Source organism: Synechococcus sp. CBW1107 (assembly GCF_015841355.1).
In the GTDB taxonomy this organism is placed as follows: Bacteria; Cyanobacteriota; Cyanobacteriia; order PCC-6307; family Cyanobiaceae; genus Regnicoccus_A.
In genome coordinates, this window is record NZ_CP064908.1 from 1,504,029 (window position 1) to 1,518,913 (window position 14,885).

General features: G+C 65.9%; 17 protein-coding genes and 1 tRNA gene. 12 read left to right on the forward strand and 6 right to left on the reverse strand.

All coding sequences use genetic code 11. The features are described 5' to 3' along the window. Positions 1 to 3: 3 nt before the first annotated feature. The 4 genes from I1E95_RS07855 to I1E95_RS07870 form a co-directional block, all read right to left on the reverse strand. The gene (locus I1E95_RS07855; RefSeq protein WP_197166730.1) at positions 4 to 378 is read right to left on the reverse strand and encodes a hypothetical protein; all 375 of its coding nucleotides are present in this window, start codon (positions 376 to 378) and stop codon (positions 4 to 6) included. A 104-nt stretch (positions 379 to 482) separates the two neighbouring features. Further along, positions 483 to 1,175: a hypothetical protein gene (locus I1E95_RS07860; RefSeq protein ID WP_197166731.1), complete on the reverse strand. Its 693-nt coding sequence runs from the start codon at positions 1,173 to 1,175 to the stop codon at positions 483 to 485. 287 nt (positions 1,176 to 1,462) lie between these two features. Next, positions 1,463 to 4,087, reverse strand: coding sequence for a primase-helicase zinc-binding domain-containing protein (locus I1E95_RS07865; RefSeq protein ID WP_197166732.1), 2,625 nt, complete (start codon positions 4,085 to 4,087; stop codon positions 1,463 to 1,465). A 10-nt stretch (positions 4,088 to 4,097) separates the two neighbouring features. Next, positions 4,098 to 4,301 (reverse strand): hypothetical protein, encoded by a 204-nt coding sequence (locus I1E95_RS07870; protein WP_197166733.1) that lies wholly within the window; start codon positions 4,299 to 4,301, stop codon positions 4,098 to 4,100. Positions 4,302 to 4,407: 106 nt separating this feature from the next. On the opposite strand from I1E95_RS07870, the gene I1E95_RS07875 reads away from it, so the two are divergent. The 12 genes from I1E95_RS07875 (at position 4,408) to I1E95_RS07930 (ending at position 13,407) form a co-directional block, all read left to right on the forward strand. Then, positions 4,408 to 5,820, forward strand: coding sequence for a DEAD/DEAH box helicase (locus I1E95_RS07875; RefSeq protein ID WP_197166734.1), 1,413 nt, complete (start codon positions 4,408 to 4,410; stop codon positions 5,818 to 5,820). 21 nt (positions 5,821 to 5,841) lie between these two features. Beyond that, a complete protein-coding gene (locus tag I1E95_RS07880) occupies positions 5,842 to 6,222 on the forward strand; it encodes a VRR-NUC domain-containing protein (protein WP_197166736.1) in 381 nt (126 codons plus the stop codon). Continuing rightward, positions 6,219 to 6,398, forward strand: a complete 180-nt coding sequence (locus I1E95_RS07885) for a hypothetical protein (protein WP_197166738.1) — start codon at positions 6,219 to 6,221, stop codon at positions 6,396 to 6,398. The genes I1E95_RS07880 and I1E95_RS07885 overlap by 4 nt, the downstream gene beginning before the upstream one ends. 43 nt (positions 6,399 to 6,441) lie before the next feature. Further along, on the forward strand, positions 6,442 to 7,143 hold the full coding sequence (locus I1E95_RS07890; protein ID WP_231594936.1) for an XRE family transcriptional regulator: 702 nt from the start codon (positions 6,442 to 6,444) through the stop codon (positions 7,141 to 7,143). A gap of 122 nt (positions 7,144 to 7,265) precedes the next feature. Beyond that, entirely contained in the window at positions 7,266 to 7,991 is a 726-nt protein-coding gene (locus tag I1E95_RS07895; RefSeq protein WP_231594937.1) for a hypothetical protein, read from the forward strand. Beyond that, the gene (locus tag I1E95_RS07900; protein WP_197166743.1) at positions 7,988 to 8,224 is read left to right on the forward strand and encodes a hypothetical protein; all 237 of its coding nucleotides are present in this window, start codon (positions 7,988 to 7,990) and stop codon (positions 8,222 to 8,224) included. The genes I1E95_RS07895 and I1E95_RS07900 overlap by 4 nt, the downstream gene beginning before the upstream one ends. Next, a complete protein-coding gene (locus tag I1E95_RS07905; protein WP_197166745.1) occupies positions 8,217 to 8,804 on the forward strand; it encodes a hypothetical protein in 588 nt (195 codons plus the stop codon). The genes I1E95_RS07900 and I1E95_RS07905 overlap by 8 nt, the downstream gene beginning before the upstream one ends. Positions 8,805 to 9,153: 349 nt before the next feature. Continuing rightward, on the forward strand, positions 9,154 to 10,506 hold the full coding sequence (gene istA / locus I1E95_RS07910; RefSeq protein WP_197163515.1) for an IS21 family transposase: 1,353 nt from the start codon (positions 9,154 to 9,156) through the stop codon (positions 10,504 to 10,506). Next, entirely contained in the window at positions 10,503 to 11,369 is an 867-nt protein-coding gene (gene istB / locus I1E95_RS07915; RefSeq protein ID WP_197163513.1) for an IS21-like element helper ATPase IstB, read from the forward strand. Before istA ends, istB begins: the two co-directional genes overlap by 4 nt. A 151-nt stretch (positions 11,370 to 11,520) precedes the next feature. Beyond that, positions 11,521 to 12,336 carry a KilA-N domain-containing protein gene (locus I1E95_RS07920; protein ID WP_231594938.1) on the forward strand — a complete coding sequence of 272 codons (816 nt, stop codon included), beginning with the start codon at positions 11,521 to 11,523 and terminating at the stop codon, positions 12,334 to 12,336. Then, on the forward strand, positions 12,336 to 12,575 hold the full coding sequence (locus tag I1E95_RS07925; protein ID WP_197166748.1) for a helix-turn-helix domain-containing protein: 240 nt from the start codon (positions 12,336 to 12,338) through the stop codon (positions 12,573 to 12,575). Before I1E95_RS07920 ends, I1E95_RS07925 begins: the two co-directional genes overlap by 1 nt. Positions 12,576 to 12,687: 112 nt before the next feature. Beyond that, entirely contained in the window at positions 12,688 to 13,407 is a 720-nt protein-coding gene (locus I1E95_RS07930) for an SHOCT domain-containing protein (RefSeq protein ID WP_231594939.1), read from the forward strand. 17 nt (positions 13,408 to 13,424) lie between these two features. Here I1E95_RS07930 and I1E95_RS07935 read toward each other — a convergent pair whose 3' ends face one another. Continuing rightward, on the reverse strand, positions 13,425 to 14,687 hold the full coding sequence (locus I1E95_RS07935) for a hypothetical protein (RefSeq protein WP_197166750.1): 1,263 nt from the start codon (positions 14,685 to 14,687) through the stop codon (positions 13,425 to 13,427). Between the two features lie 126 nt (positions 14,688 to 14,813). Next, positions 14,814 to 14,885, reverse strand: a tRNA-Gly gene (locus I1E95_RS07940).

The following is a 14,885-nucleotide window of genomic DNA, read 5'->3' on the forward strand; positions in this document are numbered from 1 at the left end:
AGCTCAGAACGGCAGGGGCTGGGTCTTCGGGGGGCGGATGGTCCAGAAGGGATTGCCGCGCTTCTCCTTGGCGCTGCCCAGCTGGATCGCGGATTCTTTGGCGGCCTTGAGCTGCTGCTCGATCTGCTGCACAGCCGCCGGGAAGTCGTAGGTCAGCCGGCCGGGGCTGTGGGAGAAGGCCCAGTCGTTGTGCGAGAAGGACGGATCCAGCTGACCGGTGGCCATCGCCGTATTGAGGGCCTCCAGCAGGGGCTCGAGCTGCTGCTCCAGCTCCTTCTGCTGGGCCTTGATGGCGGTGACGTCATCCAGTAGGGCATCGAGATCAGCCGCAGCCGCGGCTGGCGCTGGGGGAGCAGCAGCAAGCAGGAGGTCTGCCATCGAGGAACACCAGAACAGTTGCGCGGATAACTCCGAGCCTGCTCAATCTAGCGGCCAACATCTGCAAGCCAAACTGCTGGGCCAGCTCACATTGATCCTGGCTCTCAGAAGGGCCTGTGGGCAGAGCAGTAGCGGCTCCAGGCCGCAGCCCAGGCCGCCAGGCACTGCTCACGGCTGTAGAAGGTGCTGGTGAACGCCTCGCCGGGCTTGCTCCAGATCGTCTGGCCCAGCTCGTAGTGGTTCCCCTGGGCGGTCTCCAGCACCATGTAGCCGCCCAGCTGCGCGGCGGTGGAGTAGGGCCGTCCGTGGGCCGAGAGGGTTTTGAGGTCGTAGAGCACCCGCACCTCCCTTCCCCGCCGCTCGCTCAGGGCCGGTGAGATGTAGGCGCCATCGAAGGCCCCGGCGACGTTGCGGGTCAGACAGCAGGTCAGCCGTTCACTGGCGATGACCTGTACCTCCTCCCAGAGTGGGAGCAGCAGCAGCGGCAGGATCCAGTCCCGATATGGGTGATGCCCGGGCAATGCCTCGGCGTCCAGCAGCGCCGCAGTGGCGCTCTTGCCCAGCAGAAAACGGGCCTGGGTGTAGTGCTCAAGGGCCGTGTGCACGGTGGTGCCACGCGGCTCCCAGATCGGCCGCTTGGCCTCAATCGCCCGTTTAGCGGTCTCGCTCAGGCCATGGGCCAGCACGCCGGTGATCGACACCGGAAACAAGTGATCGCCGAGCCAGTAGCGATGGGCCTCCTCATCCCGCCAGAGGCCGGGGATGGGATCAAGCCAGGTGGAGGTGGTGGTGATCATGACCGTTTCAGGTGTGACGCGCTGTGACGATGGGCGTCACAGCCGAGAGGGCTTGCCGGCAGGAGCTTCTAGGGGTGGCTGTAACGCTGTAACCCTTTTTCAGAGATAGAAGCAGTAGCAAGCAGCAGTGTCTGGTTGAGCAGGTGTGCATTCGTCTTTGAATTCATAGGGGGCTCTATGTGCTACCTGGAGCGTTACATCGTTACGGATGCCCAGATCGCTTGCGGGGCAGGAGATCTGGGCGTTACCGCTGCTGTTATGTCTGGCCGTTTTGTAACGGCTTCTGGTTACAGCACGCTCAGGGGAATGGCGACCGCACGGCTGACCATGCCGGCGCCACAGAAACGCACCGGTCCAGCCCGTTGCGCACCGCTCAGGCGCAGCAGCACCACGGACCAACTGTTCTGCCAGGCGGTATCGGCGAGGAAGTGCTCGATCGCCTTGGCGGTGTTGCTCACCAACAGACGCTCCTGATCCACACGCAGGCCATGGCGGCCAAGGGTCTGGGCCGCCAGGCCGGGACTCACATCGATGCAGCTGCTGTGGCAGGCGGCCAGCTCCACCAGTTCGCCGATGGTGCGGGTGACGGGTTTGTCGTCGGTCTCCACCCGCACCTGCCGCTGCAGGATCGTCTGGATGCAGCGGGCCTCGTCGGGAACTTCGGTGCTCTGGCTGTAGCTGTCCCAGTTGTGGACCTCAATGCACTCCTCGGCCTCCTTCTGACTGGGAACCGCATCGCTGAGCAGTGACCAGGCGCCGGCCATCAAGGTGCCGTACTGATCCCCCAGGCGCTGGGAGTCGAAGTGGCGGGCGGCAGCCGCGGAGAAGACCACAACTGACTGACGGATCACCGGGATCAGCGACACCGTCCGGGCGATTAAGCGCCGCGCCAGCTGCGGGGTGATGTAGCGCTCGAGATCCCGATCGAGGCTCTGCCAGTGGGCCTCGCGCTCCTCCTGGCCCATCTCGGTGGGGCTGCGCAGGGTCAGCTGCGCGAAGCGGCTCTTGTCGGCCCCCTGCTTGAGGGCGGTGGCGATGGATGACATCAGGAACATCGAGCGCACCCGGTAGCGGCTCACATCGCCGCTGGGGGAACCCTTGAGCATCTCGGCGCTGCTCTCGCTGCTGGCCACCCGTGCCAGCGACAAGATCGCCTGCATCCGCTGCTGGTCGCCCTTCTCGTTGCTCTCCGCCTCATCGAAGACCACCGGCACGGCGTCCGAGCAGATGGTCTGGCGCAGGCCGGCCTCTGTCGTGGCGCCCGACACCGCCAGGCGCAGGTCGCCGAGCAGCGGCACCACGAAGCGATCAAGGATCTGACTCTTTCCCGAGCCGGCACCGGCGGTGAGCCAGATATGGGGCCGCCAGCGCAGGGCTCCGCAGATCGGAGCCAGCACCACCCAGCCCTGCAGCAGGGTGCCGGAGGCGGGCACCTCCCAGCGAAAGCGGTTGGCGATGCTGACGATCACCGCCGCTTCCTCCACGGTCAGGGGTTTGACGCCGCAGGGCCCCTCCTGGCGTTCGAGGCGCTGGTAGATGTGCCGCGAGCGGAATGGCTTGGTGATCGGGTGCTCCCCCTCGGGGGTGATCAGGCGATCGCCGAGGTGCAGCACGGTGCGGCCCTCATCCCACCAGGCCCCGCGGCCGCGAATGCGCTCCACCGCAAAGATCCCCATCGCGGCGGAGCTCTTGTGCAGATCGCTGGCTGCAGCCGGCCAGTTCACCCCGGTGCGGCTGGGGTAGAGGCTCTCCCAGTACTCCAGTGGTGCCAGGGCGACAAGGTGGGTGGCGGTGTGGCAGCCGCGGGGCAGCCGGATCACCTGACCGGTGCTGGAAGGTTGGTAGAAGTTCGCGTCGGCGTCGTAGCCCAGGCAGAGGAAGGGCGCTGCCGGCCTGGGGGCTGCAGCACCTGCCGGCGGGGGAGGAGGCCCATCGCCATTGCCAGCGCCATCCGCCTCGGGCGGGGTCCATGGCTGGGCTGCTTTCGCCAGCTGGCGTGCGGCCTGCCGGGGCGTCCAGTCGGCATCGGCCAGGTCCCAGCCCTGGGGCAGGTCCGCCGGCAGGGCCACCAGTTGCAGCTGGCAGTCGAGGGGATGCAGCAGAGCGGCCAGGCTTTGCATGGCTTCCAGCCCCGCGGCATCGGCATCCGGCCAGAGCGTCACCGAACGGCCGGCGAGCGGTGTCCAGTCCGCCTTGGCGATCGCCTTCGATCCGTTGGGCCAGGTCAGCACCGCGTGCTGCGGGAAAAGGCGGGCGGCGGCATCGGCGGTGCCCTCCCCTTCCACCACCAGCACCGGAGCCTCGGAGCGTTGCAGCAGATCCGGCAGCCCATAGAGCGGCCGCGGTGCGGGCCAATCGCATGTGAAGGCATCGCGGCGGCTGGGGCGATGCCAGTCCCCATCGAGCCAGACCCGATGCAGGAAGGCTTTGGCGCCGCTGCGCAGCTTGATCCGCTGGATCCAGAACAGCACCTCTCCGGCGCCATTGCGATAGGCCCACTGGGCAGTGGCGCCGCGGTTCAACGGCGGCGGCGGCGCATCGGCAGGCGGCTTCTCGGGCATGCGCCAGGGCTTGCCGTTTCGGCTGGTGGCACTGCCGGCACGTGGGTCCTGGTGATCGGGCACCAGGCCAAGAAAGGCCTCCACCTGCCGGGCGGCTTCCACAAAGCTCCAGCCCTGCCGGCGCATCAGCAGGTCGATGCCGGAGCCGGCACCACCGCGCTGGTCTTTGCCGCCGCATTGGTTGCAGAACCAGGAGCCGCTGCCGTCTTTGTCGTCGAAGCGGTAGCGATCGGTTCCGCCGCAGAGCGGGCAGGGCTGATGACGATCGCTCAGCTCCGCGTCACTCAGCCCTGCCAGGGCAGCAAGGATCTCCGGCCAGCGGCCCCGGGCCGCAGCAATGGCATCGGCCATGGGATGTCGCTCACCATCCCTGGCTGGCAGGCGCCTGGTTGCCCGTAGAGCCGCGATCAGGTGCGGGCACCAGGGCCTCACGGTGAATCACCGCGTCGAGCACCTGGCGCAGGGCGGCTGAGCGGCTCAGGGAGCCATGGCGACGGCGGGCATCCAGCCAGGCCAGCTGCTCTTGGGTGATGGAGACACTCACCGGCAGGGCGTAGTCGGACATGGGAACTCTGCTCGTGAACTACAGCCTAATACCGTGGGCCAGCTCTCGCTAGGCTGAGCCAAGAAAGGCCAGCGGCTAGCTCCTGTCCTGATCGCCTGTGATCCTGATGGCCCCGATCGTTCTGCGCCACTACCAGCAGCAGCTGCTCACCGATCTCCGCGCCGCCCTCAAGGTCCACCGCCGGGTCTGCGCCGTGATGCCCACCGGTGCTGGCAAGGGCCAGACGATCGGCGCGATTGTCCAGGGCGCGGCTGGCAAGGGCCGGCGAGTGCTGGTGCTCGCCCACAGGGCCGAGCTGATCGAGCAGCTGACCGACACCGTGCGGGCGTGGGGACTGGAGCCGGATGTGATCGCCCCCGGCATCCGGCTGCAGGACCGGCAGGTGGCGGTGGGCTCGGTGCAGACCGTGGCCCGGCGGCTGGAGCAGCTGCCGCCGCCGGATCTGATCATTCAGGACGAGGCCCACCACCTTGTGGCCGGCAATGTCTGGGGCCGAATCATCGAGGCCTGGCCAGGCGCCCATCTGATCGGCAAGACCGCCACCCCCGAACGCCTCGACGGCAAGGGGTTGGGCGTGGAGGCCGGCGGCTATTTCGAGGCCCTGGTGCTGGGGCCTTCAGCAGCCTGGCTGGTGGAGCAGGGCTGGCTGGCCCGGCCCAGGGTCTTCTCCTGGCCAGGGGCCCGCAACAGCAAACTCCGCCGGCGGATGGGCGACTTTGACCTGGAGCAGGCGGCACGCGCCTTTGGGGACCGGGCCGCCATCGGCGATGCCGTCTCCCACTACCGCCGCCGGCTGCACCCGGGCACGGCGATCTGCTTCTGCTGCACGATCGAGCACGCCGAGCAGATGGCCGTGGCCTTTCGCAGTGCGGGAATTCGGGCCGCCTCGGTGAGCGGCGGCACCCCAGCGGAGGAGCGCAAACGCCTGATCGCCGGACTCGGCACCGGCGAGGTGGAGGTGCTCAGCAGCTGCATGATCATTTCCGAGGGCACCGACATCCCCTCAGTTGGCGGGGCGATCCTGATGCGCCCCACCGCCAGCCTGTCGCTCTACCTGCAGATGGTCGGCCGGGCCCTGCGTCCCGCACATGGGAAGCAGGAGGCCGTGATCCTCGATCACGTCGGCAACGCCCATCGCCATGGCCTGCCCACCGATGAGCGCGAGTGGAACCTGGCCGGCCGGCGCCGCCGCGAGGGGGTCTCGATCCCGATCAAGGACTGCCCGGCCTGCTTCTGCAGCTGCCCCAGTGCGGCGCAGCTCTGCCCCGACTGCGGCCATCTGTTCCTGACCGACGAGCGCGATGAGCAGCAGCGCGTGCTGCAGCAGCTTGCAGGCGAGCTGGTGGAAGTCACAGGCGCAGCCCGCCACCGGCCCAGGCCCAAACACCAGCAACGGCCGCGGCGCACGCACCCGGCCGCAGGCTGTCGCACCTTCGAGGAGCTGCTGCAGCGCGAGCAGGAGCGGGGCTACAAGCCGGGCTGGGCCAGACACGTCTGGGCGGCACGGCAGCAGCGATGAGCCAGCCCGGCAAGAGGAAGCATGGCCTCCTCCTCCCCCAGCGAACACGAGATCCAGCAGCGCATCCGCCTGGCCTGCGGCCGCGGAGCGGTGCGGCTCTGGCGCAACAACACCGGCGCCCTGGTCGATCAGCAGGGGCGCTTTGTGCGCTTTGGGCTGTGCAAGGGCAGCAGCGACCTGATCGGCCTGCGCTCCGTGGTGGTGACGACGGAAATGGTGGGCCAGCGCATTGCCCAGTTTGTGGCCCTGGAGATCAAGACGGACTGCGGGACCGTCAGCCCGGAGCAGCGGGCCTTTCTGCATCTGGTGCAGCAACTGGGTGGTTTGGGGGCGGTCTGCCGCTCCATTGCACAGGCCCAGGCGGTCTTGAACCTGGACCCCATGATCGGGTCGGACGGGTGAACAGGCCCGAACTGCGCCGGCAGCTGCAGGCCCTGGCCCGCCGCCATCCAGGTCTCCATCCCTACACGCTGGCCCTCCACTTCCAGGCCCAGACGGGCCGGGTCCTCACCGGCCAACAGGTCAAACAGCTCTTGGCCGAGCCAGGAAACCACCAAAAGCAGGCTGCCAAGCTGTAACAAGCTCTGGCTAGCAGTGCCAAGCAGCGCTTAGGATTGGGCTATGGCACAAGCAAAACAGCCCGTCAAGCGCACCTACCAGGCCGTCCTGGACTGGCAGGACGAGTCCCGCAGAGCCTTCGGGAAGATGCTGCTCAATTGGCGCCGCCGTAACGGCTGGACCCAGTACACCGCCTGCGAGTGGGGCACAGAAGCTGAGTTTGAGGTGATCTCCTACGGCAACCTCTCGGTGATCGAACAGGGCAAGGCCGGTGAGCTGCGTCAGAAGGCCTTCTTCCAGTTGGAGGAGATCAACCGCCGCCTCGATGACGGGGCCAAGAAACTGGCAGGAGTCACAACCCAGCGCCTCAAGGACCAGCTGAGGGAGGCTGAGCCCCTGCGCGGCGATGACGGCAAGCTCTGGGATGCGGTGGATTTCTGGAGCTGCTACATCGGCTATGTGCCGGTGCCCAAGGCTTATCAGAACGCTCCGGCGCCGACCCTGACGTCGAAGCGAGCCGAGGAGCTCTGTCAGAAGTGGCGGCAGCACGTGCGCCGCGTGATCAAGGAAGGCGGCCTCGATGTCAGCCAGGCCCTGGAGCAGCTGGTCAAGAGTGCGCCGAAGGAGCACCAGAAGCGTTTCTCAGAGGTGCTGGCCATCGACGACTACAGCTCGGTTGAGCTGGCCCAGCTCTGGGTGGATGGCGAGGAGTTCCTGCCTGAACAGTGGATCAGTGCCTGGGAGCAGACGGCACTGGCCGCCTAGGAGCTCACCTAGGCAGGGGTCGACCGCGACCCGGACGATTCAGAGGATGAGCAATGGTTGCGCCTAGCATCAGCTAGCCGCTAAGCTCAGGCCAGCGGGCACAAGCCCGGCTCTCAGTTGCCATGACGCAATCCCCCGCACGCGCAGGCGTGCCACCCGACGCTCTCGAGCTGCTCAGCGAAAAGGGCAGCGCCGAGCGCGCGCTCACAGCCGCCCTGGCCTCCTTTCAGGAGCAGGTGCAGGCCGTTCCATCCCTAGATCTGGCTGCCGTGGTCGAAGCAGCCAAGCCAGCTTTCTCCTCTGGCATTGCCTTCAGCGCCCAGCTGGTCGACGTCCGCGGCCGCCACAAGTTGCGAGTCATCGTGATGCACGCCGGCGGCGCTGAGGTCACCAGCGAGGAGTGGGCTGACGAGGTCGACGACTTGCTCCAGGCCGCCGGCTGGATGCTGGCAATGCTGCTGGGCATTCCCTTGGCCAAGCAGGCTCGGCCTGTAGAGGCTGAGATAGCAGAGGCAGAGTGCCTTGCAGTTGTCGGGGTTCCTGATGCATCGGCTGGGCCTGAGCCCAGCAAGAAGGAAGACGCGGCTCCAGTGGTTGACCTCGATGTCGCTCTGGAGCCGCTAACGCCCCAGGAGATCGAGGCCACCCACCAGCGAATCCTCGCCCTCCCGCAGGCCTCTCGTCAGGCGCTGACCAAGGCGTTCCGCGAGCACTTCCAGGTGCCGCGCAATGCCCGCTCCATCGGCGATCGCATCACCCAGCACCAGCACGCTGCCTTCATCGATCACTTCCTTGAGGAGTGCGAAGAACAATCCCTCGATGGCGCCGCGGCGCCGGCAGAGCCATGAAAGGGCTTCGTCGCTACGGCGAGCAGCCCCGCTCCCAGGCCGGTCGCCACTTCATCCAGACCCAGGTGCGCACCGATGTGTACCTGCGGGTCCGCGAGGTGATGGAGCGCCACAACCTCTCGGCCAGCGGCGCGGTGCATCACCTGCTGCGTGAGCGCTTTGACCTGCCGCCGCTCCCCCCTTTCGATCAACAGCCCATTTCCACCGTTCACCCCGATCCAACCCATGGCTAAGGACATCTTTCGCACGCCCCTCGCTGAAGTGCGTTGGGCCCACCTGATCACCCCCCGGCACCAGCTCGATAAGAGCAAGCCCAAGGCCTGGACGGCCGACCTGCTTCTCCCCAACGGTGACGAGAAGGCCCAGTCTTTTCTGCTGGCGATGGAGGATCAGTTCATCGCCCTGCACGGCAGCCGCAAGCGCCGCGCCGAGAAGGGCTTCCCCTGGAAGCCCGACAAGGAGAAGCCGAGCGAGATCACGGTGGTGCGCTTCAAGGTGCCGCAGTTCCAGCGGCGCGACGGCTCCCTGTCCGAGGGGCCGCGCATCGTCGATGCCAAGAAGCAGCCCTGGGATGGGGCCGCCATCGGCAACGGCTCAAAGGTTGTGGTGGCCTTCGACATCTACGACTGGGACGGGGAGAACGGCTGCGGCATGACCTTCCAGCCCCGGGCTGTCCAGGTGGTCGAGTTCGTGCCCTACGAGCAGGTCGATCCCACCGACGGGTTTGAGGAGGTCGAGGGCTACACCACCACCGGCGCTGGTTCCGGTGATTGGAGCGCCGGCGCTGCCGACGACGACGAGGAGCTGTTCTGATGCCGCTCGATCGTCAGGACCACAACGCCGGGGCCTGGAGGGGCAGGCCCCTTCACCGGCCCGGTCCCCAGCTGCCTGCCTTCTGCCGCACCCGCCGGCCCACCACCGTGGCCGTCACGGCCAGCAGCCTCGTCGCCCTGCGGCTGCTGGTTCTGCTGGGGCTGTTGTTTCAGCTCAGCACCCTGCTGCTGGTGCTCGCCGGGCCGGTGCCGCCGCGGCCCGGGATCAGCGCCAACACCGCCTTTCGCTCCGCCGTCGCCGGTGGGAGTTCAGCCACACCGCTGTCAGACCGATGTGTCAGGCGACAGCGAAAACTGGTCCGGAGGCGACACGAAAACTGGTCCACCCCGTGGAGCGAGCCAGGCAGGACGACAAGGGCAGCGCAGGGGCGCCATCTCTGGAGCCGATGGTTCTGGAGACAGCTGTGCAGACCCCTCAGGACGTGGAGGCGATGCGACGGCTATCGGCAGCAGGTTGGGGCCGGAGGCGGATTGCTAAAGAACTGGGCTGTTCACCGGAGACGGTGCGCAAGTACCTGCGGCAGGGTGGCTGGCAGCCCTACGGGAAGCCCTGCCGCAACACGGTTCTCGATGGCCAACGGGAGTGGCTGCGGCAGCGGTTTATGGCCCACCGCGGCAATGCCGATGTGGTGCGGCAGGAGCTGGCCAGTGAGAAGGGAATCGAGGTGAGCCTGCGGACAGTGGAGCGTGCCGTGGAGCCGTGGCGGCGGGAGCTGCGCAACGCGGCCCTGGCGACGGTGCGGTTTGAGACCCCGCCGGGCCGGCAACTGCAGGCAGACTTTGGCCAGTGCCTGGTGAGCATTGGCGGCGAGCGGGTGCGGGTGCACCTGGCGGTGCTCACCCTGGGGTACTCGCGCCGGCTGCTGGTGCGGGCATTCCGCAGCGAGAAGCAGGACCACTGGCTCCAGGCCCTGGAGGAGGGTTTCCGCCACTGGGGCGGGGTACCGCAGGAGGTGCTGGTGGATAACGCCCGTGCGCTGGTGAGCCAGCACGATCCCGAGCGCAACATCCTGGTTTTTGCCGAGCGGCTGGAGGAGTTCGCCCGTTACTGGGGGTTCAAGCCCCGTGCCTGTCGGCCGTACCGGGCCAGAACCAAAGGCAAGGACGAGCGTGGGGTGGCGTACGTCAAGAGGAACGCCATCGCTGGGCGGGAGTTCAGCAGCTGGGCGGAGTTTGAGGCCCATCTGGTGCGCTGGACCCGCGAGGTGGCCGACCTGCGGGTGCACGGCACCACCGGCGAGGCGCCGCTGGACCGGTTTGTGCGGGCAGAAGCCCAGGCGTTGCAGCCGCTGGAGGCCAAGCCGTCGTTCCTGGCGGAGCGGGAGCTGGTGCGGATCGTGCACAGCGACTGCTGCGTGGAGGTGGAGGCGAACTGGTACTCGGCGCCGCAGGCGCTGATCCGTCAGCGGGTGAGCGTGCTGGTGCGCGATCAACAGGTACTGATCCGCCACGGCGGCCGGATCGTCGCTGAGCACAGGCGCCAGCGGCCCGGTAGCCGCAGCCGCCAGGTGATCGACGGCCATTGGGAGGGCCTGCTGCCGCAACGGCAGCAGCGCGAGGCGGAGCGATCGCTGCGGGATGGCAACGCAAGACGTGATCAGGAGCAGCGCCCGGTCCGCAGCTCTGAACTGGCCCGGCCTCTGGCGGTTTATGCCGAGCTGATCGGGGAGGTGGCGGCATGAGTCCCACCAACCCACGCAACCGATCCACAGCGGCGATACCACCGGTACCGACCGAGGAGCTGGAGGCAATGCTCACCCGCCTACGGCTCCCAGCAATCCGCGACCGCCTCGATGCGCTGCTGGAGGAAGCGGCAAGGCGGGAGATGAACCTGCGCGAGGCCCTGGCCTGGCTGTGCGCGGCCGAGGTGGCACGCAAAGACCAGCTGCGGATGGAGATGGCGCTGCGGCTGGCGCGCTTCCCCTATGTGCGCACGCTGGAAGCGTTCGATTTCGAGGCCCAGCCGTCGATCGACCCGGCCCAGATCCGTGAGTTGGCCACCTGCCGCTGGGTGGCCAACGGCGACACCCTGCTGCTGCTCGGGCCGCCGGGTGTGGGCAAGACCCACCTGGCGGTGGCGCTGGGCCGGGAGGCGGTGCGTCTCGGTCACAGCGTCCAGTACGTCGGTGCCATGGAGCTGATCAGCGCCCTGGCCAAGGCCCAGGCGCAGCACGCCCTGGAGGGCCGGCTGACGCAGTACGCCAAAACCCGGCTGCTGATCATCGATGAGCTGGGCTACCTGCCGCTGGAGCCGAACGCTGCGTACCTGTTCTTCCAGCTGATCTCCCGCTGCTACCAGCGCGGCAGCGTGCTGATCACCTCCAACCGCCCCGTCATGGAATGGGGCGAGGTGTTTGGCGATCAGGTGGTCGCCACAGCGATCCTCGACCGGCTGCTGCACCACAGCCACGTGCTGACGATCCGGGGCGACAGCTACCGGCTCAGGGAGAAGCGGCGCAGCGGCCTGATCCGCCCGCAGGCGGGCGGTTCCTCCTCACCGGACAGCGCTGGCCTACGGCCACCACCGCCCGGTGAGAAGGCCTAAGGGGAACCCGGATCAAGCGGCACAGATGCCGCAGCCAACAACAACGACACGACACCCACCGATGAAACACCGATCCAAGGGCAGCCGTAAGGCCCCCATCAGCAAGCCATCAGGTGGACCAGTTTTCGTGTCGCCGGAGGACCAAAAGCGGATGTCGCTTGACACGATGAACACCACAACCACCGGCTCCTTTCCTGTCAGTCCTTTCGCCTCGATGGATCACCCCGCTCTGGTCTCCCGTTCCTGGAACGGCACGCCAATTTCTCGGCGCACCACCGATGGCTACGTCAATGCCACAGCCATGTGCAGGGCCAACGGCAAGCAATGGTCGAAGTACCGGGAGAGCGACCGCTGCCAGACCTATCTCGATGCCCTGGCTGAAACCTCCGAAATTCGGATGTTTGACCTGATCGAGTCCCGCCAGGGCCAGGGCGGCGGCACCTGGGTCCATCCTCAAGTCGCAGTCGACCTGGCCCGCTGGATCAGTGCACCGTTCGCGGTCTGGATGGACGGCTGGTTCCTGGAGAGCATCCAGCAGGCTCAGCCCGCTCCTGTAGACACGCCCGCACCTCGGCTCAGGGAGGCCGAGGTGATCGCCTTGGTGGAGCGCAGCATTGTCTTGTTCGAGCGGCTGGGCGGACTGGATCAGCGCGACCAGCTCCTGTTCAAGGACATCGTCCGCAGCAACGTCCTCACTGCCAGTTCAGGACTGCTGCCCGGCACCCCCCCCTCCGACGAACTGACCCTCAGCGATGCCTGGCTGGAAGTGTTCCAGGAAGTGCTGCCGCGTGCCAAGTACCGCTCGGCCGGGATGCTGGTGGCCGAGGCCTACCGAACAGACTTTGGCCAGGAGCCGCCGCTGCGGCAGCAGTTCGTTGATGGGGCCCCGCGTCAGGTCAAGAGCTACCGACGCTCCTGGCTGATCGACACCCTCAAGCGCTTCCGCGCCCAGCTGGCAGGGGGCTGATGGACACCGCCATCACCACACCAACCCGCCAGCGGGTCTGGGTGACCACAGCAGAAGCCTGTGAAGCACTCGGGATGAGCCGTGAAACCCTCCGCCAGCTGCGGCTGCGGGGGGTGTTACAAGCCGGCAAGCACTATCGACGCTGGGGCTGCACCCAGGGTCGGGGGCCCCTGCAGTGGCACCTGGAGAACGTTGAGGCCACGATCACCTCTTGGAGCCGGCGGAACCTGAAGTCTTAGGGCCAGCAACGTGTTCTACAGATTCCGACGGGCCTTCACGGGCGACCTTTTGTTCCGATAGTCCTGCCACTACAGGGCTTGGCGCTAGAAAAGGAATGAGTCGAGCCTGTCCATGAAGACCAATAGAGCCTTTGTGGTAGCGCTTACCTGTTTTCAGCTGATGCTGCCGTTTGCGGCGGCTGCCAACCCTTCGGTCACGAGTGGCGAGGTTGTCGACTACTTTGACCTGAATATTAGAGACTACAAGGCAAAATCGCTGCCTTTTTCCAAGGTCCTTGCTTCGGGGGAGACGGGTGGTAATGAAAAAGTTCTTTTCGACCAGGCTTATCGTGGCAGGCTTTGCTTTATTTCCTGCCACTTCTATGATGGCTACACGTCAAGATGGAGCGGGTACTACCTGGATCTGCAGCCTTATGAAAGCACGTGCTTTGCGCTGGCTGGGGGCTGCAACACCATCACGTTTCCCAGGCCTGACTCTCGCATAAAAATTAGTGTCGGGAGCCAGGAGTATGAGCTGTTGATGGTCGATGAAAGTCGCTACAGATATTACTTGCCGTTGGCAGCAAGGCAGGCTATCTCGTCAAGCGAAACCGCTGCTGTTACCATCAAGACGACATGGGACAAGTATCGCGAGTACAGGGTTGGCGATAAATCGAGAAGATTGCTTGGTGCCGTGCTCAACCGCAATAATGAGCTTGCAACTCCGGATTCAGGTGTGCCTGCAGCTTTAAGTATCGAAGAGAAACTCAATGAGCTGAAGAGGCTCAGAGAGAAAGGGCTGATTGATGAGAGCGAGTATAATCGGCTTAGGCAAAAAGCCCTTGGTCTCTAATGCTGGACTGGGGGGGATTATGCCGCTGAGCTCGACTCGTCGACGCTAAAGCGGCTTGCGGCCTTGGCAAACGCGTCATCCACCACATCATCCCCGCACCAGCGGCTGTAGGCCACCAGGTGGGTCTGGACGCTATGGCCCATGGCCGCGGCCACCACCTTGGGTGGTAGATCGCAGATCACGTGGGCGCGGTGGGCGTAGCCGTGCCGGCAGGAGTAGGGCACGAGCTTCTCGCCCTTGGCTTCGTACTCCTGACGCAGCTGGTTCCAGAGAGGGCGCCGGTGCAGGTACTGCCTGATGTCGTTGCCGCAGAAGCCGGAACGCATCGGAGGGAGATCGGCAGGGCAGAACTGGTCGGCGAGCTTCCAGTCGGCTGCCCAGTCATCGCAGGGCAGCAGCCGCAGGGCTCGAGGCTTGGTCTTGCCGCGGGATGCCACCTTTTCATAGGTGCACCACAGGCGCCCATCGCGCAGCTGCAGGTGCTGAAGCTCCTCGGGGCGCAATCCATAGGCGGCCATCAGCTGGAAAGCGAGTCGCCAACGCGGGTCGGGCAGCGCCCGTACCAACGCCAGGATGTGGCCCACTTCGATGGGGGTGGTAATCGCTTTCGCGGAGCGTGACCGCCCCACGAAGGAGCTCAGGTCGGTTGGCGGCTCCCACCTGGTTGCTGCGAGTTCGCCCTGGGCCACCGCCCAGCGGAGCAGGGCCGAGGTGGCCTGCATCTGAATCTGCCGGGTGCGACCCCCGGGCTTGTCGGCCCAGTGCAGGGTGAGCCGATCCAGCAGCAGGGTGGCGCTTTGGGGCGGCTGACGGCTGACGAAGGCATCCAGCACATGCTTCATGTGGTGGCGATGCACCCTGGTCCAGGTCGACTCCTTGATCTCACCAGTGCGGATTTTGTACTCGCGATACCGTTCGATCAGTGCATTCCAGTCTGTTTGTTGCTCAGGATTTGCCTTTTGGGTGTCAGCAGTCCTGGTATCTGATTCGCTTGCTGATGTATAGGTGATTGTCTTTGCTGCCTGTTCTGGTTCTATTCCGCTGCTGAAGTCGTCATAGATCTTGCAAACAGCTGCGCCAATCTTCTTGGCGTTGTCGAAATGCCAGGGGATCGGAAGTTGTATTTGACGCCGCTTACCGCCGCCCGCTTTGGCGGTGATGTTGAGCCTGGCGAAGCCTCGGTGCTCTGTGAGCGCCCAGCCCCTTGGACATCCCTTGCGGGACAAGGCGTGAGCGGTTTCGACGCGGATGGCGATCTCCCAGGGGGCTGCCTCAGCCATGTGAGAAGGTCTGTGAGAAGGTCGGCCCTACAGCCTGGCACGGCCTGTCAGGAGCAGTCAGCCGCTGGCAGCCTTAAAGCCAGTGCCAGACTGGCTTTTTGGGGGATTTCTCAGTCCTGGACTAGAAGCGGGTGACCGGACTCGAACCGGCGACGTTCAGCTTGGGAAGCTGACATTCTACCACTGAATTACACCCGC